This is a genomic window from Achromobacter kerstersii, from assembly GCF_902859595.1.
Taxonomy (GTDB): Bacteria; Pseudomonadota; Gammaproteobacteria; order Burkholderiales; family Burkholderiaceae_B; genus Achromobacter; species Achromobacter kerstersii.
This window is the reverse complement of sequence record NZ_CADIJQ010000003.1, coordinates 22,723-47,202: the sequence shown is the minus strand read 5'-3', so window position 1 is coordinate 47,202 and position 24,480 is coordinate 22,723. Positions and strand designations below refer to the sequence as shown.

The 24,480-nt window shown below is 64.2% G+C and carries 18 protein-coding genes; 5 read left to right on the top strand and 13 right to left on the bottom strand.

All coding sequences use genetic code 11. The annotated features are described in order from the left end of the window. Positions 1 to 11 precede the first annotated feature (11 nt). The gene (locus HV765_RS11635) at positions 12 to 1,352 is read left to right on the top strand and encodes an aspartate aminotransferase family protein (protein WP_175169789.1); all 1,341 of its coding nucleotides are present in this window, start codon (positions 12 to 14) and stop codon (positions 1,350 to 1,352) included. Between the two features lie 8 nt (positions 1,353 to 1,360). Here the strand turns inward: HV765_RS11635 and HV765_RS11630 are convergent, their stop codons facing one another. The 4 genes from HV765_RS11630 to parE all read right to left on the bottom strand — a co-directional run bounded on the left by HV765_RS11630 (position 1,361) and on the right by parE (position 7,711). Then, the gene (locus tag HV765_RS11630; RefSeq protein ID WP_175169788.1) at positions 1,361 to 2,560 is read right to left on the bottom strand and encodes a DUF418 domain-containing protein; all 1,200 of its coding nucleotides are present in this window, start codon (positions 2,558 to 2,560) and stop codon (positions 1,361 to 1,363) included. A 113-nt stretch (positions 2,561 to 2,673) separates the two neighbouring features. Next, positions 2,674 to 5,004, bottom strand: a complete 2,331-nt coding sequence (parC, locus tag HV765_RS11625) for a DNA topoisomerase IV subunit A (RefSeq protein WP_175169787.1) — start codon at positions 5,002 to 5,004, stop codon at positions 2,674 to 2,676. Positions 5,005 to 5,048: 44 nt separating this feature from the next. Next, the gene (locus HV765_RS11620; protein WP_175170002.1) at positions 5,049 to 5,648 is read right to left on the bottom strand and encodes a YcxB family protein; all 600 of its coding nucleotides are present in this window, start codon (positions 5,646 to 5,648) and stop codon (positions 5,049 to 5,051) included. A 101-nt stretch (positions 5,649 to 5,749) separates the two neighbouring features. Then, positions 5,750 to 7,711 carry a DNA topoisomerase IV subunit B gene (parE, locus tag HV765_RS11615; RefSeq protein ID WP_054427413.1) on the bottom strand — a complete coding sequence of 654 codons (1,962 nt, stop codon included), beginning with the start codon at positions 7,709 to 7,711 and terminating at the stop codon, positions 5,750 to 5,752. 328 nt (positions 7,712 to 8,039) lie between these two features. On the opposite strand from parE, the gene trxA reads away from it, so the two are divergent. After that, positions 8,040 to 8,366 (top strand): thioredoxin TrxA, encoded by a 327-nt coding sequence (trxA, locus tag HV765_RS11610; RefSeq protein ID WP_006218534.1) that lies wholly within the window; start codon positions 8,040 to 8,042, stop codon positions 8,364 to 8,366. Between the two features lie 116 nt (positions 8,367 to 8,482). After that, positions 8,483 to 9,742 carry a transcription termination factor Rho gene (gene rho, locus HV765_RS11605; protein WP_006218533.1) on the top strand — a complete coding sequence of 420 codons (1,260 nt, stop codon included), beginning with the start codon at positions 8,483 to 8,485 and terminating at the stop codon, positions 9,740 to 9,742. An 80-nt stretch (positions 9,743 to 9,822) separates the two neighbouring features. On the opposite strand, the gene HV765_RS11600 is transcribed toward rho, so the two are convergent. Continuing rightward, positions 9,823 to 13,464 carry a YhdP family protein gene (locus HV765_RS11600; RefSeq protein ID WP_175169786.1) on the bottom strand — a complete coding sequence of 1,214 codons (3,642 nt, stop codon included), beginning with the start codon at positions 13,462 to 13,464 and terminating at the stop codon, positions 9,823 to 9,825. Between the two features lie 126 nt (positions 13,465 to 13,590). On the opposite strand from HV765_RS11600, the gene glnE reads away from it, so the two are divergent. Together glnE and HV765_RS11590 are read left to right on the top strand one after the other, a co-directional pair. Continuing rightward, entirely contained in the window at positions 13,591 to 16,374 is a 2,784-nt protein-coding gene (gene glnE / locus HV765_RS11595) for a bifunctional [glutamate--ammonia ligase]-adenylyl-L-tyrosine phosphorylase/[glutamate--ammonia-ligase] adenylyltransferase (protein ID WP_175169785.1), read from the top strand. A 50-nt stretch (positions 16,375 to 16,424) separates the two neighbouring features. Then, complete coding sequence (locus HV765_RS11590; RefSeq protein WP_175169784.1) at positions 16,425 to 17,099, top strand: epoxyqueuosine reductase QueH; 675 nt, start codon at positions 16,425 to 16,427, stop codon at positions 17,097 to 17,099. Between the two features lie 70 nt (positions 17,100 to 17,169). Here HV765_RS11590 and HV765_RS11585 read toward each other — a convergent pair whose 3' ends face one another. The 8 genes from HV765_RS11585 to styD all read right to left on the bottom strand — a co-directional run bounded on the left by HV765_RS11585 (position 17,170) and on the right by styD (position 24,372). Next, on the bottom strand, positions 17,170 to 18,123 hold the full coding sequence (locus HV765_RS11585) for an AraC-like ligand-binding domain-containing protein (protein WP_054427409.1): 954 nt from the start codon (positions 18,121 to 18,123) through the stop codon (positions 17,170 to 17,172). 186 nt (positions 18,124 to 18,309) lie between these two features. Further along, on the bottom strand, positions 18,310 to 18,771 hold the full coding sequence (locus HV765_RS11580; RefSeq protein ID WP_254600536.1) for a cytochrome c: 462 nt from the start codon (positions 18,769 to 18,771) through the stop codon (positions 18,310 to 18,312). A gap of 188 nt (positions 18,772 to 18,959) precedes the next feature. Continuing rightward, positions 18,960 to 19,499: a methylamine dehydrogenase light chain gene (locus HV765_RS11575; RefSeq protein WP_175169783.1), complete on the bottom strand. Its 540-nt coding sequence runs from the start codon at positions 19,497 to 19,499 to the stop codon at positions 18,960 to 18,962. Then, positions 19,483 to 20,118, bottom strand: coding sequence for a methylamine dehydrogenase accessory protein MauD (gene mauD, locus HV765_RS11570; RefSeq protein WP_175169782.1), 636 nt, complete (start codon positions 20,116 to 20,118; stop codon positions 19,483 to 19,485). The genes HV765_RS11575 and mauD overlap by 17 nt, the downstream gene beginning before the upstream one ends. An 11-nt stretch (positions 20,119 to 20,129) precedes the next feature. After that, entirely contained in the window at positions 20,130 to 20,681 is a 552-nt protein-coding gene (locus HV765_RS11565) for a MauE/DoxX family redox-associated membrane protein (protein ID WP_175169781.1), read from the bottom strand. After that, on the bottom strand, positions 20,678 to 21,871 hold the full coding sequence (locus HV765_RS11560; RefSeq protein ID WP_175169780.1) for an amine dehydrogenase large subunit: 1,194 nt from the start codon (positions 21,869 to 21,871) through the stop codon (positions 20,678 to 20,680). Before HV765_RS11560 ends, HV765_RS11565 begins: the two co-directional genes overlap by 4 nt. A 31-nt stretch (positions 21,872 to 21,902) precedes the next feature. Continuing rightward, entirely contained in the window at positions 21,903 to 22,790 is an 888-nt protein-coding gene (locus tag HV765_RS11555) for a transporter (protein ID WP_175169779.1), read from the bottom strand. Between the two features lie 70 nt (positions 22,791 to 22,860). Continuing rightward, complete coding sequence (styD, locus tag HV765_RS11550) at positions 22,861 to 24,372, bottom strand: phenylacetaldehyde dehydrogenase StyD (protein WP_175169778.1); 1,512 nt, start codon at positions 24,370 to 24,372, stop codon at positions 22,861 to 22,863. Positions 24,373 to 24,480: the final 108 nt, after the last annotated feature.

The following is a 24,480-nucleotide window of genomic DNA, read 5'->3' as shown; positions in this document are numbered from 1 at the left end:
ACGGAACTCCCATGAGCCAGACCCACGTCCTGCATCGTTCCCTACGCCAGACACCGCCTGTCGCCGTACGCGGCCAGGGCGTATGGATTCACGACAGCGCCGGCCGCGCCTATCTAGACGGATCGGGCGGCGCGGCGGTGTCGTGCCTGGGGCATAACCACCCCGACATCCAGGCGGCCATGCACGCGCAGATCGACGCGCTGGCCTACGCGCACACCAGCTTCTTCACGACTGAAGTCGCTGAACAGCTGGCCGACCGTCTGGTGGCCGACGCGCCTGAAGGCATCTCGCACGCGTACTTCGTATCGGGCGGGTCGGAAGCCGTGGAAGCCGCGCTGAAAATGGCGCGACAGTACTTCGTGGAAATCGGCCAGCCGGAACGCCGCCATATCGTGGCGCGCCGTCAGAGCTACCACGGCAATACGCTGGGCGCGCTGGCCGTGGGCGGCAACGCGTGGCGCCGCGCGCAATTCGCGCCCTTGCTGATCGAAGTCGAACACGTCTCGCCCTGCTATGCGTATCGTGATCAGCGTGACGGTGAAAGCCCCGAACAGTACGGCGAGCGCTTGGCGCAAGAGCTGGATCAGACCTTTGAAAAGCTGGGGTCTGGCACGGTGATGGCATTTGTGGCCGAACCCGTGGTGGGCGCAACATCCGGCGCCGTCACGGCAGTGCCGGGTTACTTCCGCCGCATCCGCGAGGTCTGCGACCGCCATGGCGTGCTGTTGATCGCCGACGAAGTGATGTGCGGCATGGGCCGCACCGGCACGCTGTACGCGGTGGAGCAGGAAGGCATCGTGCCTGATCTCATCACCATCGCCAAAGGCCTGGGCGGCGGCTATCAGCCCATCGGCGCCGTGATGGCGCAGCAGCGCATCGTGGACGCCATGCAGCAAGGCAGCGGTTTCTTCCAGCACGGCCACACGTATCTGGGCCATGCCATTGCCTGCGCCGCCTCGCTGGCCGTGCAAGACGTCATCCGCCGCGACAACCTGCTGGCGCGCGTGCGCGAACAAGGCGCGGGCTTGCGCCAACGGCTGGAGCACGCGCTGGGCGCGCATCCGCATGTGGGCGACATCCGCGGCCGCGGCCTCTTCATGGGCATTGAACTGGTGCAAGACCGCGCCACCAAAGCGACGTTTGATCCGGCGTTGACGCTGCACGCGCGCATCAAGCGCGAAGCCATGGCGCGCGGCCTGATGGTGTACCCGATGGGCGGCACCATTGACGGCCGCCACGGCGACCATGTGCTGCTGGCCCCGCCCTTCATTATTTCCGACGACGAGCTGGACCAACTGACCGAACGCCTGGCTGGCGCCATCGACGCCGCTATTACGCAGACGCGCGCCTGACGGCCTGATCAGACTGCGCGTGCTCGCCGCCAGGGTGGCAACGCCCCGATGGTGAGCGCGCGCAGAAACCATTCCACCGGGCCATAGGTATGGTGCCGCAACCACCAGGCGGACCACGGCAACTGCGCGGCGAAGATCGCCACCGCGATGCCGAAGGTTGCCAACGGCGACAAGGACGCGAACAGGCGCAAGCCCCATCCGGTGAACAACAAGGCGCAAATGACCGACTGCATCAGGTAGTTGCTCAGCGCCATCCGCCCGGCCGGCGTCAGCCAGCGGCCCAACCATCCAAGCGCGCGAGTGCGGATCGCCAGCAGGAAGGCCGCCGCGTACGACATGCTTAACAGCGGCGCGGTCAGCAAGTCGGCCGCCAGCCCGGGCAGTTCCCACGCCGCGCCTGCCGACGGCAGCGACGTGGTGGCGTACAGCGCGGATCCGGCAAGCCCAGGAAGCAGCCCCAACGCGCACAACAGCCACAACACGCGCGGTTGCCGCCAGGGATCAGCCAGCGCGTTGCGCCGGCCCAGCGCCAAACCGGCCAGGAACATCGCGAAGACGAATGGCCCCTGCACGAACAAGACCATGAACCACACAGACGTGGTCAGTTCATAGATGTGCTGCGTGATCGTCGTGCCGATGGTGCCGCGGTACGCCAGGATGGACGCCAGCGCGTCCGCCTTGTACTGCGCCGTGTAATCCGCTTGCACAGGGTCCAGAAAGCTCACGAGGCCAAGAATGCCCCAGACCGTTGCGGCCAGCACGATCAGCCACAGCGCCGTGAGCAGCGCGCGCTTGGGCGCCATGCCTCGGCACGCCAGCAGCCCCAGGCCCAGCAAGGCGTAGGTCAACAGGATGTCGCCCTGATAGAACAGCACGGCATGCGCCGCGCCCAGTACTGCCAGCCCCGCCAGCCGCCGCAAAAAGCGCGGGCTGAACGCGGCCTGGCTACGTTCCGCGGCCGACATTTGCAAGGTGAAGCTATACCCGAAGAGAAACGAGAACAGCAGATAGAACTTGGTTTCGAACAGCAAGGCGATCAGCCAGCGCACCACCAGGTCCACGGGACGCGAGTAGTTCGGGTCCGCCATGCCCGCGCCATAGAACGGCGACGAGAAGACGCCAATATTCACGATCAGGATGCCGAAGAGCGCAAAGCCGCGCAGGGCATCCACGTGGGCCAGACGGCCGGGCGGCTCGTTGGCGATCATGCGCGCCCCTTTCGCATTGACGTATCCATGGCAAAACAGGCAATTGATAACAGCAGATTCATCAGCGCAGACCGCCACGGGCGCGGGTCATCCCGCGCCCGTGGCTTGTTGCATTACCCCAGCACGGGCGACAGCACCGGCTGCTTCGGACGCACATCCAGCTGGCGGCCCTTGCGTGCGCGCTTGCCCACATAAGGCGCCAGTGCATCGCCCACCAGAATGTCTTCGGTCAGCTTGTTGCGGTAGATGCCCGTGGCGCGCAGGCCGCGGGGGCCAATCGGCACGGTTTGTTCCAGCTTGTCGGACGCGTCCAGGCCCATCAGGATGGTGCCGCGCCCACCGCCGGACAACGACTTGCATTCGTCCAGGCCGAAGACCAGGAACTTGCCCTTGGCCGACAGCAGCGCCAGTTGCGTGGCCCCGTCGAACAACGGCACCGGGCGCAGCATTTCGTCGCCCGTTTCCACCGTGATGAACTGCTTGCCTGCGCGCTGGCGGCTGACCATGTCGGACAGCTTGGCCGAAAAACCGTAGCCGCTGCGCGTGGCCAGCAGCCAGCGGGATTCCGGCGCGGCCGCGATGGTGTGCACGATGCGCGTACCCGATTCCAGGTCGATCATCGTGGTGACTGGCTGGCCGTCACCGCGCGCCGAAGGCAGCCCGGCGACCGGCACGGAATACACGCGGCCGTTGTCGCCCATGGCGATCAGGGTGTCCGTCGTGCGGCATTCGAAGGCGCCGTACAGGTCGTCGCCCTGCTTGAAGGCGAATTGCGCGGCGTCGTGGCCATGGCCCTGGCGGGCGCGCAGCCAGCCCTTTTGCGACACCACCACCGTAACCGGCTCGTCCAGCACCTTGGTTTCCAGCACGGCGCGTTCAGCGGTTTCGATCAGCGTGCGGCGCTCGTCGCCGTACTGCTTGGCGTCGGTCTCGATTTCCTTGATCAGCAGGCGCTTGAGCGTGGCCGGATTGTCCAGCAGCTCTTGCAGCGAAATCTGATCCTTGCGCTTGTCGGCCAGTTCCTGCTCGATCTTGAAGCCTTCAAGACGGGCCAACTGGCGCAAACGCATTTCCAGGATGTCTTCGGCTTGCCGCTCAGACAACTTGAAGCGTTCCATCAGCGCTGCGCGCGGCTCGTCGGACTCGCGGATTGTCTGGATGACTTCATCCACGTTCAGATAGACCAGCATGCGGCCTTCCAGCACGTGGATGCGGTCCGTGACCTTATCCAGGCGGAAGCGCGTGCGGCGCACCACCGTGTTGGTGCGGAACGCCACCCATTCGACCAGGATGTCGCGCAGGCCCTTCTGGCGCGGCCGGCCATCGGTGCCGATGCACACCAGGTTGATCGACGAGCTGCTTTCCATGCTGGTCTGCGCCAGCAGCGTGTTGACGAATTCGTCACGGTCCACGCGCGAGGTCTTCGGCTCGAACACCAGACGCACGGCTGCGTCCTTGCCCGATTCGTCGCGCACGGCGTCCAGCAGGTTCAGCATCACCGCCTTGGCCTGCGTCTGCTCGGGCGTCAGGCTCTTCTTGCCGGACTTGACCTTCGGATTGGTGATTTCCTCGATCTCTTCCAGCACCTTCTGGCCCGACGTGCCGGGCGGCAGTTCGGTGATCACCAACTGCCACTGGCCGCGCGCCATTTCTTCAAACGTCCAGCGCGCACGCACCTTCAGCGAACCACGGCCCACGCCGTAGATCTGCGCGATATCGGCCGCGGGCGTGATGATCTGGCCACCGCCGGCGAAGTCGGGGCCGGGAATCATGGCGTGCAGTTCGGCGTCCGGCAGTTGCGGCTGCTTGATCAGCGCCACGCAGGCCTGCGCCACTTCGCGCAGGTTGTGCGGCGGAATCTCGGTGGCCATGCCGACCGCGATGCCCGATGCGCCGTTCAGCAGCATCACGGGCAGGCGTGCGGGCAGCATTTGCGGTTCTTCCTGGCTGCCGTCGTAGTTGGGCACGAAATCCACCGTGCCCTCGTCCAGCTCGTCCAGCAGCAGCTTGGCAATCGGCGTCAGGCGCGCTTCGGTGTATCGCATGGCGGCGGCGTTGTCGCCGTCGCGCGAACCGAAGTTGCCCTGGCCGTCGATCAGCGGATAGCGCAGCGAAAAGTCCTGCGCCATGCGGACCATGGCGTCGTAGGCGGCCTGGTCGCCGTGCGGGTGGTACTTACCCAGCACGTCGCCCACGACCCGCGCGGACTTCACCGGCTTGGCGCCAGCGGCCAGCCCCATTGCCTGCATGGCGAACAGGATGCGGCGCTGCACGGGCTTTTGCCCGTCGCCCACATCGGGCAAGGCGCGGCCGCGCACAACGGAAACCGCGTAGTCCAGATAAGCCTGTTCGGCATAGCGCGCCAGCGTGATGGCGGCGTTGGCATCGCCATCGCCATCAGGCGGGGTGGGGTCGAACAAGCCGGGTTGATTGCTGTCGGTCATGTTTATTCAGGTAGACAAATTCATTGAAACGGCGTCAAAGCGCCTCAAGCGGACGGCGCCAGCTGCGTATCGGCAACATGCGCGCGCAATTGGGCGCGCACCGCCGCCAACGTAGCGGCGTCCTGGCCGCGCTTGGGAATGATCACGCCCTGCAAGGTGCCCAGAATGACGTACAGGTGCTGCGGCGTCTCTTCGACCCGGCGAATATCAGACCATTCCATGCGCCCGGAGGCCGTGGCGGTGGAGTCCGAAATGCCCTCGGGGCCGAAGTCCAGCTGATGCCGGCCCAGGAACAGGTCGTCGGGCTGCTTTTTCAGCATGCGCCGCGTGTTCATGCGAACCAGCGGCGGCAGCACGAACTCGTAAGCCAGCGCGAGCAGCGCCAGAATGCCCAGCCCCACCGCCAGCCCCTGGAAATACACGGGCAGCAACTGCCCCCAGTTCGGCCCCTTGCCATCCCAGGTCTGCCAGATCAGGTAGGCCAGCAAGGCCACGATCATCAAGACCCCGAATCGCAAGTGTGACCGGTAGCGGCGGCGGCGCAGCTCGGGACGCCGATACACATAGGCGGCGAACTCCGCGTAATCGTCGGCCGTCATGTCTACGGTCATACGAGCGGGGGTGGGTGTATCGGCTGCGGGCATACCGGCTGCGGGCATACCGGCTTCGGGCGTACCGGCTGCGGGCGTACCGTCGGCAGGCGTGCCGGCGCCGGGGGTGACGCGCTCGGGCGTGGCGGACGTCATCAGATATCCAGCTCCGCCAGGTTGCCCTTTTCTTCGATCCAGGCGCGGCGCTGCGACGATTCGCCCTTGCCCATCAGCATGTCGAACATGCGGGTGGTGTCTTCAGGCGTCTGATCCCCGTAGCCCACGGGCAACAGCCGGCGCGTGTCCGGATTCATCGTGGTTTCCCACAGCTGCTCGGGGTTCATTTCACCCAGGCCCTTGAATCGGCTGACCGACCAGGCGCCCTCGCGCACGCCTTCCTTGCGCAGCTTGTCCTGCGCGGCCTCGAGCTCGCCCTCGTCCAGGCAATAGATCTTGCGGGCCGGGCGCTTGCCTTGGGCCGGCACGTCCAGGCGGAACAGCGGCGGCTTGGCCACGTACACGTTCCCCGCTTCAACCAGCTTCGGGAAGTGCTTGTAGAACAGCGTCAGCAGCAGCACCTGAATGTGCGAGCCGTCGACGTCTGCATCGGACAGGATGCAGATGCGGCCATAGCGCAGGCCCGACAGGTCCGGGGAATCGCCAGGGCCGTGCGGGTCCACACCGATCGCCACGGAAATGTCATGGATTTCGTTGTTGGCGAAGAGACGGTCGCGGTCGACTTCCCAGGAATTCAGCACCTTGCCGCGCAGCGGCAGGATGGCCTGGAATTCCTTGTCGCGCCCCATCTTGGCGGAGCCGCCTGCCGAGTCGCCCTCGACCAGGAAGACCTCGGTGCGCGTCGCATCGCTGGATTCACAGTCGGTCAGCTTGCCAGGCAACACCGCCACGCCGGAGCTCTTGCGCTTTTCGACCTTCTGGGCAGAACGCTGGCGCGCCTGCGCCTGACGGATGGCCAGCTCAGCCAGCTTCTTGCCGAACTCCACATTGCTGTGCAGCCACAAATCCAGCGCGCTCTTCGCGAAGCCGCCCACCAGACGCACCGCATCGCGGCTGTTCAGCCGTTCCTTGATCTGGCCCTGGAATTGCGGGTCCAGCACCTTGGCCGACAGCACGAAGCTGGCGCGGGCGAACACGTCTTCCGGCAGCAGCTTCACGCCCTTGGGCAGCAGGCTGTGCAGTTCGGCAAAGCCCTTCACGGCGCCGAACAGGCCTTCACGCAAGCCCGATTCATGCGTGCCGCCCGCCGGCGTGGGGATCAGGTTGACGTAGGACTCGCGCACGGCGTTGCCGTCTTCGGTCCAGGCCACCACCCACTGCGCGCCCTCGCCTTCGGCGAAGTTCTCGTGGTCGGAACCGGCGTATTGCTGGCCTTCGAAGAACGGCACCATGAGCTCGGCGCCAGACAGCGCTTCGGCCAGATAGCCGCGCAAGCCGTCCTGGTACTGCCACGTCTTTGTGTCGCCGGTTTTCTCATTGACCAGCGTCACTTTGACGCCGGGCAGCAGCACGGCCTTGCTGCGCAACAGGTGCGTGAGTTCACCCAGCGGAATATTGGGGCTGTCGAAATATTTGGCATCCGGCCAGACGCGCACGCGGGTGCCGGATTTCTTGCGGCCGCCCTGGTCGTAAGGCGCCAGGGGTTCGGCAACGTCGCCGCCCTTGAACACCAGGCGGTTGACGGCGCCATCGCGCCAGACCACGACTTCCAGCCGGGTCGCCAACGCGTTGGTGACGGAAACGCCCACGCCGTGCAGGCCGCCAGAGAACGCGTACGCGCCCCCGCCCGCCTTGTCGAACTTGCCGCCCGCGTGCAGGCGGGTGAAGACCAGCTCCACAACGGGCGCGCCTTCTTCAGGATGCAGACCGACGGGAATGCCCCGCCCGTCATCCTCGACGGACACGCTGCCATCAAGATGCAGCGTGACTTGAATCTGTTTGCCGTAGCCGGCCAAGGCCTCGTCTGCGGCGTTATCAATAACCTCCTGCACAACGTGCAGAGGGTTTTCGGTACGGGTGTACATGCCCGGGCGCTGGCGCACGGGCTCCAGCCCCTTCAGGACGCGAATGGACGCCTCGGTGTAACGTGGAGTGGCCAAGTTATCCCCAACATCTGTGGAAAAAAACCGACATTTTACGGATAAGCCTAGGTTCTGCGCGGCTCCCAGTGGGATGCGCACGACCTGACCAACACCGAATTCGGTAGGATGATGACAAGTCACAGCCAGCGTGCCCGGGTTTAACGGCCCGAATCACATCAACTGCGCCGCAACATCCTACACAAAACCAGCAAACCCTGTTGTTATTAACAGTGGTATGCCTGTTGTTATTGACAGTGGTATGCTTTAGCCCATTCCACAAACAAGAACAACGGCAAGGCGCGTCCCTTTTTACGCGCCTTTTGCTGCCGAACCGAGAATCACCATCATGAGCGACCAAATCAAGAACGTCAGTGACGCCAGCTTCGATGCCGATGTGTTGAAATCCGGCCAGCCGGTGCTGGTGGACTACTGGGCTGCCTGGTGTGGCCCCTGCAAGATGATTGCCCCGATCCTGGAAGAAGTTGCCACCGAGTACGCAGGTCGCCTGACGATCGCGAAGCTGAACGTGGACGAAAACCAGGGCACCGCCACCAAGTACGGCATCCGCGGCATTCCCACCCTTATGCTCTTTAAAGACGGCCAAGCCGCCGCCACCAAAGTTGGCGCGCTGTCGAAGTCGCAACTCACCGCATTCCTGGACGGCGCGTTGTAAACTGCGTGCTGTGAACGAAGGCGCCGCCCCGAGGGCGGCGCTCATTCAATACCGCGCGAGCCCGTCCGTGGCGCGCCGCCAGAGCCCTCCTTTACTTTTCCCCACCAATCACCGCGATGCACCTCAACGAACTGAAGGCGCTGCATGTCTCGCAGCTGCTGGAAATGGCCGCTGGCCTGGAAATCGAGAACGCCAACCGCCTGCGCAAGCAGGAGCTGATGTTCGCCATCATGAAACGGCGCGCCAAGCAGGGCGAGCAGATTTTTGGCGACGGCGTACTTGAAGTCCTGCCTGACGGTTTCGGTTTCCTGCGCTCGCCCGAGACCTCGTATCTGGCCAGCACGGACGATATCTATATCTCGCCGTCGCAGATCCGCCGCTTCAACCTGCACACCGGCGACTCGATCGAAGGTGAAGTGCGTACGCCGAAAGACGGCGAGCGCTACTTCGCGCTGGTCAAGGTGGACAAGGTCAACGGCGTGGCGCCTGAAGCGATCAAGCATCGCATCATGTTCGAAAACCTGACGCCGCTGCATCCGAACCGGACGATGCGTCTGGAACGCGACATCAAGAGCGAAGAAAACCTGACGGGCCGTATCCTCGACGTTTTCGCGCCGATCGGCATGGGCCAGCGCGGTTTGATCGTCGCCAGCCCCAAGTCCGGCAAGACGGTGATGATGCAGCACATTGCGCACGCCATCACCACCAACTACCCCGACGCGGTCATGATCGTTCTGCTGGTCGACGAACGCCCGGAAGAAGTGACCGAAATGCAGCGCACGGTGCGCGGCGAAGTGGTGGCGTCGACGTTTGACGAACCCGCTACCCGTCACGTGCAAGTGGCCGAAATGGTCATCGAAAAGGCCAAGCGCCTGGTCGAAATGAAGAAAGACGTCGTGATCCTGCTGGACTCGATCACCCGTCTGGCCCGCGCCTACAACACCGTGGTGCCGGCCTCCGGCAAGGTGCTGACGGGCGGTGTGGACGCCAACGCTCTGCAACGCCCCAAGCGCTTCTTCGGCGCGGCCCGTAACCTGGAAGAAGGCGGTTCGCTGACCATCCTGGGCACGGCGCTGATCGAAACCGGCAGCCGCATGGACGAAGTCATCTACGAAGAGTTCAAGGGCACGGGTAACTCCGAAGTCCACCTTGAGCGTCGTCTGGCTGAAAAGCGCGTCTACCCGTCCATCAACCTGAACAAGTCGGGCACCCGCCGCGAAGAACTGCTGATCGCGCCGGACCTGCTGCAAAAGGTCTGGGTGCTGCGCAAGTTCATCCACGACATGGACGAAGTGCAATCCATGGAATTCATCCTGGACAAGATGCGCGCCACGAAGACCAACGCCGAATTCTTCGACATGATGAAGAAGAAGTAAGCAGCGCGTCTCGTGCAATAAAAAACCGCCTTGAAGGCGGTTTTTTATTGGCTGGACGATGTTCGATGTGCGCGCCGCAATCAGTGTTCGATGTGGTCGGGCATGCGGCGCGGCGAGGAATTCGCCGGCCTCGGCGTCTGCTTGTCCGGCGCCTTGCCCGAGGCGTCGATGGGTTCCACCTGCGGATCGTCCCAGTTGCCCGTCACGGAATACTCCATGGTCATCGCGCGCGCCAGTGGTTGCTTAAGCAGCCACTGCGTGACAAAAGCGCCCAGGCCAATCAGCGGATTCACGGCCAGCGCCGTCACCATGGCCGCCCCGCTGGCGTCCAGATTGGGAATCACCACCGCCTTCAGGTCCCAGCGTTCGCGGATGATATTGACGCCGCCCGCCAGCACGATGGCGGCTACCGGGCCGTTGATCTTGTAGCCTTCGGTAGTCATCTGGCCATCCGCCATCTTCACGCGTCCGCGGATGGTGTCAAACGGGAACCCGTCCCGCAACAGATTGGTCGGGTTCACATCCAGGCGCGCCAGCCGTTGCAACGATTGCAAAGACAGCAACTCCAGCAAACGCGCCGTGCGCGAATTCACGTGCATGAAGCGGCCCTTGTCCAGGCTGATGTCGACCTCGCCCGAAATATCCGCCACGTTGTGGGTCCACGGCAGGTTGCGCCAGGTTGCTTTGCCCTGGGCCGTACCTTCGCCGGCGGATATGATTTTCTCGAAACCGATCCGGTTCATGAATTTGCCCAGGTCCACGAACTTGGCGCTTGCATCCACGGTCAGGCCCCGATCAGGCCCTTCCAGCCGCCAATTGCCGGTGGCGTTCAGGCTCGCGTCGCTGTTGATAATCGACAGCTTGTCCAGACGCCATTGCCGGCCGCGCTCCAGGTTCGTGCCGTTCACCTGCAATTCGCCCACGTTCTTGCCGTACAGGAAGAACTCTTTGGCTTGCAGGTCGATGGCCGGAATGTCTGACAGGTCATTGCCCGACGCCAAGGCCTTGTCGGCCTCGTTCGTGTCGCCTTCGCCGCCCAAGGACAAGTGCTTCAAGCGTGCCGTGATCTGGCCCGCGATGGCGCCAGAGGCTTCGCGCCATTCCAGCGAACCCGCCGCCTGACGCGACTGGATATCCACGCGCCACTGCGCGGGTTCGGGCCGCGTTGCGTACAGCGTCAAATCGTTCAGGGTGTAGCCACTGGTGCGCAAGATGCTTGCTGCCACGCTGATGCGTTCGGGCTGCGGGAAGATCGGTTTCGACACCGGCTTCTTGGCGCCGCCCTTGCCCGCCGGGGTGTCGAAGCCCGTCATCACCGTTTCCCAGCTGTCCATGTCCAGCTCGGGCAAGCTGGCGTTCAGGCTCATGCCATGCTCGGGCAGGCTGGCGGGCCGGCCGATTCCCAGCGCCCCCCGGGCGAAATACGAGGGGCCATCACCGGGGTCGCGCTCAAACAGCGCATTCACGTTGTCGCCCAGGCTGGCGGTCAGCCAACGGCGGTCTTTGATGCCACGGTCTTGCGCCGCGCCCCATTGCAGCTTCAGCAGCTGTGACGCGGGCGCCGCCTTGCCCACGGGCGCCGGCATGTCGATCGCCATGCCCACCAGGTCGGATTCCATCGAGATATCGACTGAGCCGCCCTTTTGATAACCCAACCGGCCCTTGTACGCCGCCTTGCCCGTAAACCGCGACATGGACGGCGTGTTGCTCAGTTGCGTCAGGCCGGAACCGGCCAGCGTGCCATCAAAGCGCAGGACGTCGGTACTTTGCGCAAGCGTGCCGTAGATCTTGACTGGCCCGCCCAGGAACTGCGCACGAAGCTCTTTGGTATGGACGCCCTTTTCCGAGAATTCCAGATCGCCATGCATCTGGGTAAGAAGCGGCATCTCGGGCATGAAGGTGAAGGTGTTGTCGGCGAACAGGATGTGGCCGGTGACCTGCGTGTCGTCGGTGTTCATCAACGGCACTTTCAGCTTCAACGGCATGCGCCAGTCGCCCGTGCCGCGAGCCTCGTCCAGCGCGCCATCGAGCAAAACACCCAGCGGAGAATTCGCCGCCATCGCCAGATAGGCGGGCACAGGGCCCGATGTTTCGCCATCAACGAACAGCTCGGCGCCGTGTTCCATGTCGGGAATGGTGGCTGTCACGGCGCCCAGGCTGACGGTCTGCCCCGGCCCGGTGTGCGCCACTGCGCCGCCCGAACTATCCAGCGTCAGACCGACCTTATCGATGCGGAAATTACCTGACAGGTTTTCCAGCATCGGCCAGCCCTTGCGGTGCTGGCGCGCGGGGGCATAGTCCACTTTGGCGCCCACGTACGCGCCGGCAATAATGAATTCGCCCGTTGCGCCAGACGCGCCAAAGGGGAAGTCGTCCAGATCGCCCTTGAGCGTGATGGCGGCAGACTGCATTTCGCCCGCGGGCAGGCCGGTGGCCAGCCATTCGCGCGCATCGGCATTCACGTCCAGCGGCAAGTAGCGGTGAATCGCCGGCATGGCGCCGCGCACCATCGTGCCACGCATGTCGGCGCTGCCCGCGGCCGTCTTGCCTTCGCGGCGCCACTGGCCTTGCAGGCGCACGTCCAGGTCATCATTCACCACATGCAATTGGGCGACGTCCACAAACCAGTTCTTGGCGTCCGGCCCTTTGATTTCCGCATCCACCGCCAGCTCGCGGGCATTCAGTGTGGGGTCCGCAAACACGCCCGGCAGCGTGACGCGCAGCTGCTGCACGGCCCCTTTGACCGATACATCGGGCGCGCCAGTGCTACGGGAAAGCGGCATCCCGTCAATCTGCACGAAATCACCCGGCAGCCCTTGAACGCGCAATTGCGCCGACGCGCCACGTACCGCCGGGCCATCCTTTTCCGGCGCCCAATTCACGCCGCGCACGGCGATGTCCGACGTCAGCTCGGTGAATTTTCCGCGATCCAGTTGCAGCCAGGCGCGGCCTGCGATGCGTCCCGAAATCTCGGGCACCTTGAACCATGGCGACCAGGCCAAAGGCTCCACATCGTCCAAGGCCGCATAAAGCTGGCCATTCCAGTTTGCAGGATTCGAGGCATTGGCGGCGAACAGGCTGCGATTGAATTCGCCGCGCAGCTCCACGTTGCGGGCCAGCGCCGCGCCAGCGCTGGCACGCAGCACAAAGCGATGCGACAGGCTGCCGTTGCGCATCAGAAAATCGACGCCCGTCAGCGGCAGCGCGGGCGCCTGGCGTAAATCGTCTTGCCAGACGATGGTGGCGTCACGGATGAGCAATTCGCGTTGGGCGACCAGCCACCGCAGCGCGGGGTGATTCAGATCAGATTGATGGTCGCTGGCGTTCAGGTCGATGTCCTGACCCGCTACCCACAAATGGTTGGCGGCATCGCGGCGCAAGGTCAGTTCAGGCTTTTCGACGCGCAAACGCACCAGCCTGGGTGACAAGGTCAGCACGCTGCGCCACGCCAGCACAGCGGAAACGGAAGGCAGGTTGAGCACCGGCGTGGCGTCATCATCGAACACCTGGACCGACGCAAGATCAAGCTTGGGATTCAGCCCCTGCCAGTTCGCCTTGATACTGCCGATGGTGACGCGAGCGCCCAATTCCTTACTGGCGTAGGCTTCAATCTGTGGACGCCATTGGTCCACGCGAGGAAGCACCCAATACCGCACGCCCAGAAACCCGACGGCCACGACGCCATAAACGATCAGCGCGACCCAGAACAGGCAGCGAAGCACGCTTCGCGTGCGCGCAGTGGGGGCTTTTTTTGAAACAGACACGGATCGGTGGGCAGGAGAATATGTCTTGCGGTATCGTCCCCACTTATACCTGAAACGCGTCCATTCGTCTGCCGCCCTTACGCCATGTCATCGACTCCTATGCTTGCCCCCGCACTCGCCTGGTCTGGTCACTTGCGCCGCCGCCTGGATGCCCATCCCGACTTGGACGCCTGGCTCGAAACGGCGGTGCAGCAACCCGTCACCGCCGAACGTCTGGCGCAATGGCAGGCTGAACTCGCCGGCCCCGATGCGCCTGCGACCCTGCCGGTGGAGACGTGCCGGATGGTGCTGCGCAAGCTGCGCGAGCGCGTCTTCAGCGTGTTGATCGTGCGTGACCTGGGCGGCCAGGCGGATCTGGAAGAAGTGGTGGGCGCAATGACCACGCTGGCGGACATCGCCGTGGCGCAGGCTTACCGCAGCGTGGCGGCGGAACTGGCGGCCGTGCACGGCGTGCCGCGCGACCCCGCCACGGGCAAGCCGCAGGAAATGCTGATCGTCGGCATGGGCAAGCTGGGCGGCTGCGAATTGAACGTGTCGTCCGACATTGACCTGATCATGCTGTACGGCGAGGAAGGCGACACCGATGGCCCGCGCCGCATCAGCCATCACGAATTCTATGGCCGCCTGACCCGGCGCATGATGCCGGTAATTTCCGAAGTGGACGCCAATGGGCAGGTGTTCCGCACGGACCTGCGCCTGCGTCCCGATGGCGATTCGGGCCCGCTCGCCTGGAGCCTGGACGCGCTGGAACACTACCTGATCGGCCAGGGACGCGAGTGGGAACGGTATGCCTGGCTCAAGGCCCGCCTGATGCCGGCCAAGGCCTTTGAAGACAGCGACAGCAGCACGCAGGCCCGTCAGCTGGAAAGCCTGCGCGTGCCGTTTGTGTATCGCAAGTATTTTGACTTCGACGCACTGGCTGCCCTGCGCGCCTTGCGCGAGCGCATTCGCCAGGACTGGCAGCGGCGCGCCAGCGCGCGCAACGGGATCGACAGCGCCAACAATATCAAGCTGGGCGATGGCGGCATCCGCGAAATCGAATTCGTGGTGCAGCTGGCGCAGCTGATTCGCGGCGGGCGCATGCCCGCCCTGCAAAAGCGGGGCTTGCTGGAAGCGCTGCACGCCGAGCGCCTGGCGGGTCTGGTGCCCGAAGAAGACGCGCGCCGGCTGGAAGAGGCGTACCGCTATCTGCGCCGCACCGAACACGCTTTGCAATACCGGGAAGACGAACAGACGCACCTGCTGCCCGGCGACCCGGCTCAGCGCGCAGCGTTGGCGGCCGCATTGGGCATGAGCCCGGACGACTTCGAAAGCACGCTGGCCGCCCACCGCAAGTTTGTATCGCAAACGTTCCGCAACGTATTCCGCATGGTCGGCATGGGCGACGCTGAAGACACGTCCACGCCCGCCGACCGCGACGATAGCGCCGACGAGTCCGACCAGGAATGCGAACTGGCCGAACAGATCCGGCAGGCATTCGGCGACGAAGCCCAAGACCTGTTGCGGCGCACCGAGACGTTGCTCGGCAGCCATCGGGTACGCAGCCTGCCCGAAAGCAGCCGCCGCCGCATGGAAGCCTTGCTGCCCGCGGCCTTGCGCGCCGCCCGCCAGACTTCCGCGCCCATGAACGCGGCGGTTCGGTTGTTTGACCTGATCGAAAAAATCGCCCAACGCAGCGCCTATCTGGCGCTGCTGGCCGAGTACCCCGACACGCTTGCGCGCGTGGCCCGCATGGTCGCCGCCAGCCCCTGGGCCGCGCAATACCTCACGCAACACCCGCTGCTGCTGGACAGCCTGATCGACTGGCGCACGCTATTTCAGCCCTTGGACTTTACGCAGATCGCCCGTCAACTCACGGCAGACCTGGACGCGTGCCGCTTGCCCGACGGCGACCCTGACATCGAACGTCAGATGAATCTGATGCGCGACGTGCAGCGCCAGGCCAGTTTCCAATTGCTGGCGCAGGATCTGGAAGGCGAGCTCACGGTTGAAAAGCTGGCGGACCAACTGTCGGCGCTTGCCGATTTGCTGCTGACGGAATCCATCCGCCGCGCCTGGCCGCTGGTGAACAAGGTAGAAGGCGCCCCGCCCCGATTTGCCGTCATCGCCTACGGCAAGCTGGGCGGCAAGGAACTGGGTTATGCGTCTGACCTGGACCTGGTCTTCCTGTTCGATGATCCGCGTGAAGACGCCGCCGAGGTCTACGCCAAGCTTGGCCGGCGCATGACGTCGTGGCTGTCCACCATGACCTCATCGGGCCGCCTCTATGAAGTGGACCTGCGCTTGCGGCCTGACGGCGATGCCGGGCTGCTGGCCGTCTCCGTTGAAGCCTTCGAGCAATACCAGCACAAGCATGCCTGGGCCTGGGAACATCAAGCGTTGACGCGCGCGCGCTTTGCCGCCGGAGACGCCGACGTAGGCGCCCGCTTTGAACAGATCCGTGAGGCCATCCTGGTGCAGCCGCGCGACCCCGCCGCGCTGCGCGAAGAAGTGCTGGCCATGCGCGAAAAGATCAACGCCGGCCATCCCAATACCAGCAAGCAATTCGACCTGAAGCACGACCGGGGCGGCATGGTCGATGTGGAATTCGTGACGCAATACCTGGTGCTTTGCTATGCCGGGACGCATTCCGTGCTGGTGCGCAACCTGGGCAACATCACGCTGCTGCGGCTGGCCAGCGAGGCCGGGCTGATCGCCCCCGAACTGGCGACACGCGCCGCCGACGCGTATCGCGTCTTGCGCCGCGTCCAGCATCAGCTGCGCATGCAGGGCGTTGAGAAAGCGCGGGTCGGGCCGGATGAATTGGTGGCGGAACGCCAGGCCGTCAGCGAACTCTGGGACACCGTGATGGGCCGCGCGCCCGGCTGACGGCAACTCGCGGTAAAATAAGGAGTTTTCCGCCTTTTTGCTTGCAAGCCATGTCTGAACTCGTCCGCCCCAAGCTTGACCTTCCCGCTGGCCGCAACAAGGTGCTCATGCACTCGTGCTGCGCGCCCTGTTCCGGCGAAGTCATGGAAGCCATGACGGCCTCCGGCATCGACTACGCAATCTACTTCTACAACCCGAACATTCATCCGGTTAAAGAGTACGAAATCCGCAAGCAGGAAAACATCCGCTTCGCCGAACAGCACGGCATTGAATTCATTGATGCCGATTACGACATGGACAACTGGTTCGACCGCGTCAAGGGCATGGAAGACGCCCCCGAACGTGGCGAACGCTGCACGGCCTGCTTCGACATGCGCTTTGAGCGCACCGCGCTGTACGCCCACGAACACGGCTTTGACACCATCACCAGCTCGCTCGGCATTTCGCGCTGGAAAGACATGAACCAGATAAACGGCTGCGGCGAACGCGCTGCGGCCCGCTATGACGACCTGGTCTATTGGACGTACAACTGGCGCAAAGGCGGCGGCTCCGCCCGCATGATCGAAATCAGCAAGCGCGAGAACTTCTACCAGCAGGAATACTGCGGCTGCGTGTATTCCCTGCGCGACACCAACCGCCACCGCCGCTCGCAAGGCCGCGACCGCATCCACATCGGTGTGAAGTTCTACGGCAAGGAAGATCTGATCAACGAAGAACTGCTCTGATTCCAGCGCGGTTCAACGCCCCGAGCCCCCCCGGCCGGGGCTATACCTGGGGCTATACCCGGGGCTTCACTTAGCGCCCCTGGCGCCGATACTCAGACGGCGACGCCCCGAAACGCTTGCGGAACGCATGGCTGAATCGCGCGGCGTCTGAAAAGCCAAAGCGGTAGGCGATATCGCCAATCTGCCGCGCCCCTTGCGCCGCATCACACAAGACATCTTTGCTGCGTTCCAACCGCGCGCTCAGAATGAAATCAGCGGGCGTCGTGGACGCCAGCGCAAACAGGTTGTACAGGTAGCGCCGCGACATCCTGAACGCCGCCGCCGCAGACGCAGGCGACAACGCCGGGTCATGCAGGTTTTCAAGAATGTGCTGCTGAACGCGGCGCAGCTGCGCCTGCTTCACGCCAGCCTGATCCTGTTCGGCCTGCTCGCCCGCCCGTTCGCGGATATCCAGCCCCATCATCTGCAACACCGCGTTGGCCGCATCGCGCGCCGCGCTCTCGGACAAATGGGCGTGTTCGCTCAGCGCCACACGCAGCAGATCCATCGCCATGCGGCCGCAGCCCTGTTGCGCGCTGAAGCGCCGCGCGACCGCATTCTGCATGTGCGGCTGCCAGGTCTCGGTATGCTTGCCCGGCACCTGCATCACCAGAAAATGCGCGCCATCGTCCACATCCACTTCGTAGGGGCGCGTGGTGTCGTAGATGCCCCATTCACCTGGCATCAGCAGCGCCGAGCGATTGGACTGGCGAATCTCGCTACGGCCCGCCAATTGCAGCGTGACTTTGTAGCCGGCTTCCTCGGCGCGGTCAGCCAGCAGCTTGCTGCGGCGTACGCGTTGCGCGCTGCTGCGCAATTCGCTGACGTGCAGCCAACCGAGCGAATCCACCGCCACGCTATTGCGAAAGCGCGTGGGGAACACGGCGGACACCTCCAGGGGCACGAAGGTGTTGCTGATGCTTTCCTGCCAGCTGGCGCAGTCCAGGAAGTGCCTGGGCGCGCTGTGCAAAACGGATGATGACATGGCGACTCCGGCGTCTCGAAACGGCGTGCCTTTGTGCCATGGACAGGCAGTCCTGCGGCACAGCTACAGCGTTGAATGGGATGCTGCCTCTTGGATGCTGCCTCTTTCTAGCACCGCACTTCCCGAGCGAGTATCGGTGACAACCCCTAAGTAGTGGCCGTAAGCGCCCGTCGCCCTCTGTCAGCCCTACGGCTTTCTGTCACTACCGTAATAATAATCAGACAACGTGAACCCCATCGACGTGAGCCGCCGGGCTAAGGCGTGGCGCACGGGCACGACATCGTCGTAGCGGTTGGGCCGTGCCGCCGCGACCTCGGCCTCTGAATACGGCGCGAAATCAGCGGGCAACTGCGCGGCGCTGAATTCAGTCAGCACCCAGTTCAGTACCGCAGCCAATTCTGCATTGCTTAGTTGGGAATGCGCCGCGCCCGGCACGCGGATCAGGTATTCGCGGCCTTCGGGCAGATGGACAAATGCGCCGACAGACTGGCGGAAATCTGGAATGCCATGCGGGTTGCTGCCTCGGCCATCCAAGCGATGACAGCCGGCGCATTGCAGCACGTAGTCGGGCCGCGCGGTCTGCCGCAAATGGGCAGCGTCGGGCGCGACTGCGGGTGCAGTCTGCTGCAAGCGAGCAGCGTCGGCCACGACTGCGGGTGCGGTCTGCCGCAAGCGAGCAGCGTCGGCCGCGACTGCGGGTGCGGTCTGCGGCAAGCGCGCAGCGTCGGCCGCGACAGCGGACGCCCCCTCCGCCGCTATCGCCTGCGTGACACCAAGCAGGATAGCGGCGGCGCACAGCCACCGCCATCCCGTTGCTTGCCGTCTTGCCCCAGACCTCATGGTTTCGGCGCTGCCTTCGATTGCGATTGCGGCTTGGCCAGCCCCACGATGACAGACGTCGTGCAGTGGAAGATCGACGACTCGTTCGACATGCACCAGTTGATGTCGTTATGCAGGAACATCTGATAGCCCGGACGTTCGCGCTCGGCCGATGCGCACATGCATTTGCCGCACGCCGCTTTGCCGCAGCAATCGTTATAGCTGATGAGGTAGTCCTTGCCGTCCAGCGGGTTGTGGCAAGTGCCCACCCACGACACGGCGGACGGCGATGTGCCGGGCGGGCACGACGTCATGCTGCCGCCGCAGCAGGAACACAGGAAGCCATCCACCGCGCAATAGCGCCAGTAATCGCACGCCGTGTCGTCCATCTGCGGCTTCTTGCCCGCTGCGGGCGCCGAACGCGCAACCGGCAGCACCGGCATCAGAAAAGCTGTGCCGACCAGCAACTTGCCGATGCGGTTCAGCACGCTGCGCCGGGACGTTGCATGCGCGACGGAACGCGTAGCGCGCTCGCCAAGTTTATCCAGCCAATGCATTGCCGCTCTCCTTGCGGGACACTCGGGTCTCGTCCATGCTGCCGGCCAGAAAATCCTGCACCGACGCCACGCCCAGCTCCTTGGCCGTGAACAGGCTTTCCAGCTGCTCACGGGAATTGATCAGCCCCTTGGCGCGCAAGGTGCCGGTTTCGTCCATCAGCACGGCGTAGGGCAGCTTGCTGATCTGGAACTTCATGCCCAGTTCCGCCGACAGCAGATACGGAAAGCGCTCCAGCCCCGCCTGCTTGTAGAACGCCAGGTGTTCGGGCATTTCGCCGTCGCTGGCCAACACGATGCGCAACCACGCGCTTTCCGTGCTGGCCACCGACTTCAGGATGGGCAGCAGCTTCTTGCATACGGGGCACGTGGGCGACAGAAAGAACAGCAGTTGGCTGTGCTGGCCGCGTTCGCCAATCGTGATGCGGCGGCCCAGCAGATCAGGCAGTTCGAAATGCGGCGCGGCGTCCCCCACCGCCGGGCCCTTGTCCATCGTCAGCGCCCCCATCGGCGCCACGCGTTCGTACAGCACGCCAATCTGGCGGGACAGCGCAAGGATGACCAGCACCAGGCACAGCACTACGCCCCACAGCAGAACGTTGGAAATGATCAAGGCATCCATATGAAACTCCTTCAAAGGTTGCGCAGCTTGAGATGCGAGGCCAACAGGTGATTGGCGGTGAAGTACAAGGCCACCGCGGTGGTCGTCAGGCCGAAGACGGCGGCGGCGTCCGCCCATTGCAGAGCGCGCGCCTGCCCGGCGAACACACTTAGCGCCGGCAATGTCCACAACGCCAGCGCGCCGTTGCGCAGCACCAGCCACCACGACAGGCCGGTGCGCGTGGCGCCCGCCGCTGGGCTGGCGGGGCCGCCGCAGCCGCAGTCGATATCACGATGCCCGCGCGCCAGGTTGTAGACCACGCCAGCCGTCGCCACGGCCAGCACCCCCAATGCCAGCGCCGCGCCCGCTGCCTGCCAGCCGGGCATCAGCAACAACACGCCTGCGGCAATTTCGGCCAGCACGTAAACACGCGCGAACGCGCCGCTTACGCCCGAAGGCAAAATGCCGTACGCCAACACGGCAGCAGAAAACGCCGCCATGTCCTTCACTTTTTCCAGCGCGCCCAACAACAGCACGCAGGACAGCGCGGCACTAGCGCCATAGAACAGCACGGGATCGTTCATCGCGGGCCTCCCAGTGGTTGCGGCTCAACCTGCAACGCCGTTTCGCCCGCCGCCTGGATCGTGCGCTGAAACACCGGTGCGACAGGCGAGGCGTCAAAGATGCTGACGTTGCCTCCATCAATCGTGAACAGGCGAGGCTTATCGTCCTGCGATACCGACATCGACAACGCGCCCTTGCCCGGCACGCGCGCCACCCGCTTGTGCGTGGCCAGGTCATAGACCCAGATTTCCGCGGCGGGCGTCTTGTGCGAGCCTTCCGCGCCATTCGGATGCATGGCCACATACATCCGCTTGGACGCCTGGTTGATGGCCAGCAGGCTGTAGCCGCCAGGCCGCCAGCCGCGGTCTTTGCCGGAGGCGTCCAGCAGTGACCACGGCGTGCCGAAGCTGACTTCCTTGCCGCTGAAATCCGCGCTGTAGACGTTGCCGTTGTAGGACACAAAGTAGAAGGTGTCGCCCACGTTCTCGGTGTGTATGAAGACCGGGTCCTTTTCCAGCTCGAACATCGGCTTGCTGCGTTGCTGGCCCGAAGGCTTGCCAGCCGCATCCAGATCAATGGTGAGCAGCGCGCCATCGCCGCAGATGGTGGCGAAGCTGCGCGGTCGCGAGGGCAGCGGGATGATGCTCCAGCAGCCCGCGGCCGCCGTCACTTCGTCGGCGAACTGGCGCGTCTTCAGGTCCACCACGGTTACCGAAGTGGCGGGCGTGGCGTTCTGCACAAAGAGCAAACCGCCATCCGTGCTTTGGCGCAGGTAGTTGCGGTAGTTCAAGGCTTGCGCACGCTTTTTCGGAATGGGCACCTCGTATTTGGGCGTCAGCGTCTCGGCGTCCCAAGCTTCGATAAGGTCGGTGCGCTTGCCGCGGTTCAAGCGTTCGTAATAGGTCGTCATGACGTAGATGTCGCGGCCATCGGCGGACACCGTCATGTGGCCGTTGAACGATGTCGGAATCATCCCCAGGTATTTGCCGGAGTCGCCGTCATAGAGGTTGACGCGGCTGTCGACCATATGGTTGAACGACGTGTCCATCACGTACAGCCGATGCGGTGTTGCGGGCGGCAAGCGGGTGCCTCCCTTGAGTTCTTCTATGGGCAAGTCCGCCCAGGCAAGGCCCGTGGCGCTTGCCAAGGCGGCGCACAATGCCCAGCGTCCCGCCCGCAATGCGCGTGATGTGGCTCGAAGCGCAATCATCGATATTCTCCTGATCTCATGATCCGACTCCCTAGAACGCGTAGACGTAGCGCAATTGCACGCCACGCATCCGAGGCCCGTTTTCGACCTTCAGGTCGTGGATGTACTGCATCTGAATCTGGTTGGCGTCGTTGATCTGATGCGTCAGCTCAAGCGCCAGTTGATGATTGCGCGCCCGTGTCGTCACCGTTTCCCCCGATGACGTTTCGCGCCCGCCCGTTTCGTACCGATAGCGGATGCCCGTGTAGGTGTCCGGCGTCAGGTTGGTGGAGGCCAACGCGAAGAAGCGGAACGATGGGTCTTTCTTCAAGGTCTGGCCGTACCAGTCCGTGTTGCGCCCGTAGATTTCAACCTCGGCAATCGCTTCCAGGAACGTGGATTCGCCCACGCCCTGGACGAACGAAAAATCCTGGATGGTGGACCAGCGGTTCTTGCCCGGCGACACGTCGGGACGCGAACCGTCATAGCGCCCTACAGGCGCCACGATGAAAGGCTCCCAGGCGAACCAGGTCTTGGTTTGTTCGTTGTTGTAGAGCCAGATCGCCGAGCCCAGCGTCACGTCGCCAATACCGGTTTGGTGGTCGCCAGGCACGCCGGGCACGTCCAACGAGGTCCGGTACATCGGCACGATGAATTCCAGCTGCACCGTCTTGCCGTAGAAGTCGCGATAGTGCATCTGGCGGTAGACCAGCGCATTCACATCTACGGACGCGCCGTCAACGCGCTTGCCTTCCGAGTACAGCCCCGACGAGCGCAGCCCGGCCAGATAGCCCGCCACGATGTTGGTGCCCACCGGCGCCGGAATCCAGTCGCGCGCGCTGGGGTCGCCCGCCCACGCCGGCTGCGACGTGCCCGCCCAAGCCAGCACCAGCGCTGCGCTTGCGCGTATACGTACGAGGCCACGAGTGTTGCCTGCCATCCCATTCCCCTTGGTCTTGCGAGGGCGCCGCCGCCGGTATGCCCCGGCTTGGTCGGCGCTTATCGCCGTGCTAGTACGCGATGCAAACGGACTTCTTCTCGAGGTACATCTCCAGCAGGGCGCGGCCATGCTCACGGCCGATGCCGGATTGCTTGAAGCCGCCGAACGGCATGTTGGGGTCGAGCATGTTGTGGGTGTTGACCCAGACGGTGCCTGCGTCAATGCGCGGAATCAGGCGTTGCACGCGGGTCAGGTCATTGCTCCAGAGGCTGGCGCCCAGGCCGAAAGCGCTGTCGTTGGCCAGCCGCACGGCGTCGTCAAGGGTGTCGAACGGTTGCGCCACGACGACGGGACCGAAGATTTCTTCTTGGGTGATGCGCGCCCCTTGCGGCACATCGGCAAACACGGTGGGCCGCACGAAATACCCGCTGCCGTCGCCCGCCGCGCCCCCCGCCAGCACCCGGCCGCCTTCCGCGCGGCCAATGCTGATGTAGTCCATGACGCGCTGCTGATGCCGCGCCGAAATCAGCGGGCCGATCTGCGTGGCCGCGTCAAAGCCGGAACCCAGCGTCATGCTGGCGGCCATGTCGGCCAGCCCCTGCACGACCTTGGCGTACAGGCCCTGCTGCACATACAGGCGCGAGCCCGCCGTACACACTTGCCCCTGGTTGAAGAAGATGGCGGCGGCGGCGCCCTGCACGGCACGATCCACATCGCAATCGTTCAGCACAATCACCGGAGACTTGCCGCCCAGTTCCAGCGACACCCGTTTCATGTGATCCATGGCGGCCCGGCCGATCAGCTTGCCGACTTCGGTGGACCCGGTGAAGGCGATTTTGTCGATGCCCGGGTGCGCCACCAGGGCCGCGCCGGCAGTTTCACCCCGCCCGGTAATCACGTTGACGACGCCGGGTGGAAAGCCGGCTTCCAGCACGAGCTCGGCCAGCCGCAAGGCGGTCAGCGGGGTTTCTTCTGCGGGCTTGAGCACGACGGTGCATCCAGCCGCCAACGCGGGGGCAATCTTCCATACCGCCATCAACAGCGGGAAATTCCAGGGGATGATGGCGGCGACCACGCCCACGGGCTGCGCCAGCGTGTAGGCGCTGTACTGAACGCCCGGCGGAAACGGAATCGATAGCGACAGCGTGTCGCCCGTGATCTTGGTGGCCCAACCGGCCATGTAGCGCAGCCATTGCGCGCCCGCCCCCACTTCCAGTCCCTGCGCAATGCCCAGCAGCTTGCCGTTGTTCAGCGTTTCCAGCCGCGCCAATTCGGTGCCGTGCTGTTCGAGCAGATCCGCCAGTTTCAGCAACAGACGCTCGCGCCCCGCGGGCAACATCTCGCGCCACGGCCCCGATGCGAAAGCGCGGCGCGCGGCCTGCACCGCCAGATCCACTTGCGCGGGCCCGGCATCGGGCTGATGCGCAATGACCTGGCCCGTGGCCGGGTCATAAACGGGAATGGGCTTGCCCTGCCCGTCATGCACCGGCTTGCCGTCGATCAACATGAATTCACGGATCGCGCCCAGTTCGGGACGGTCTGGCGTGACGGCGGCCGGAGCAAACTCGCTTGCTGAAGACATCTGACGCTCCAACGAAAAGGGTGGAGCCAGAATAGCAACGGCGTTTTGCGCTGGCTTGTCGGGCCGTGCATGGGGATTTGTCATTCTGCGCACGGCGGCGCAAAAATA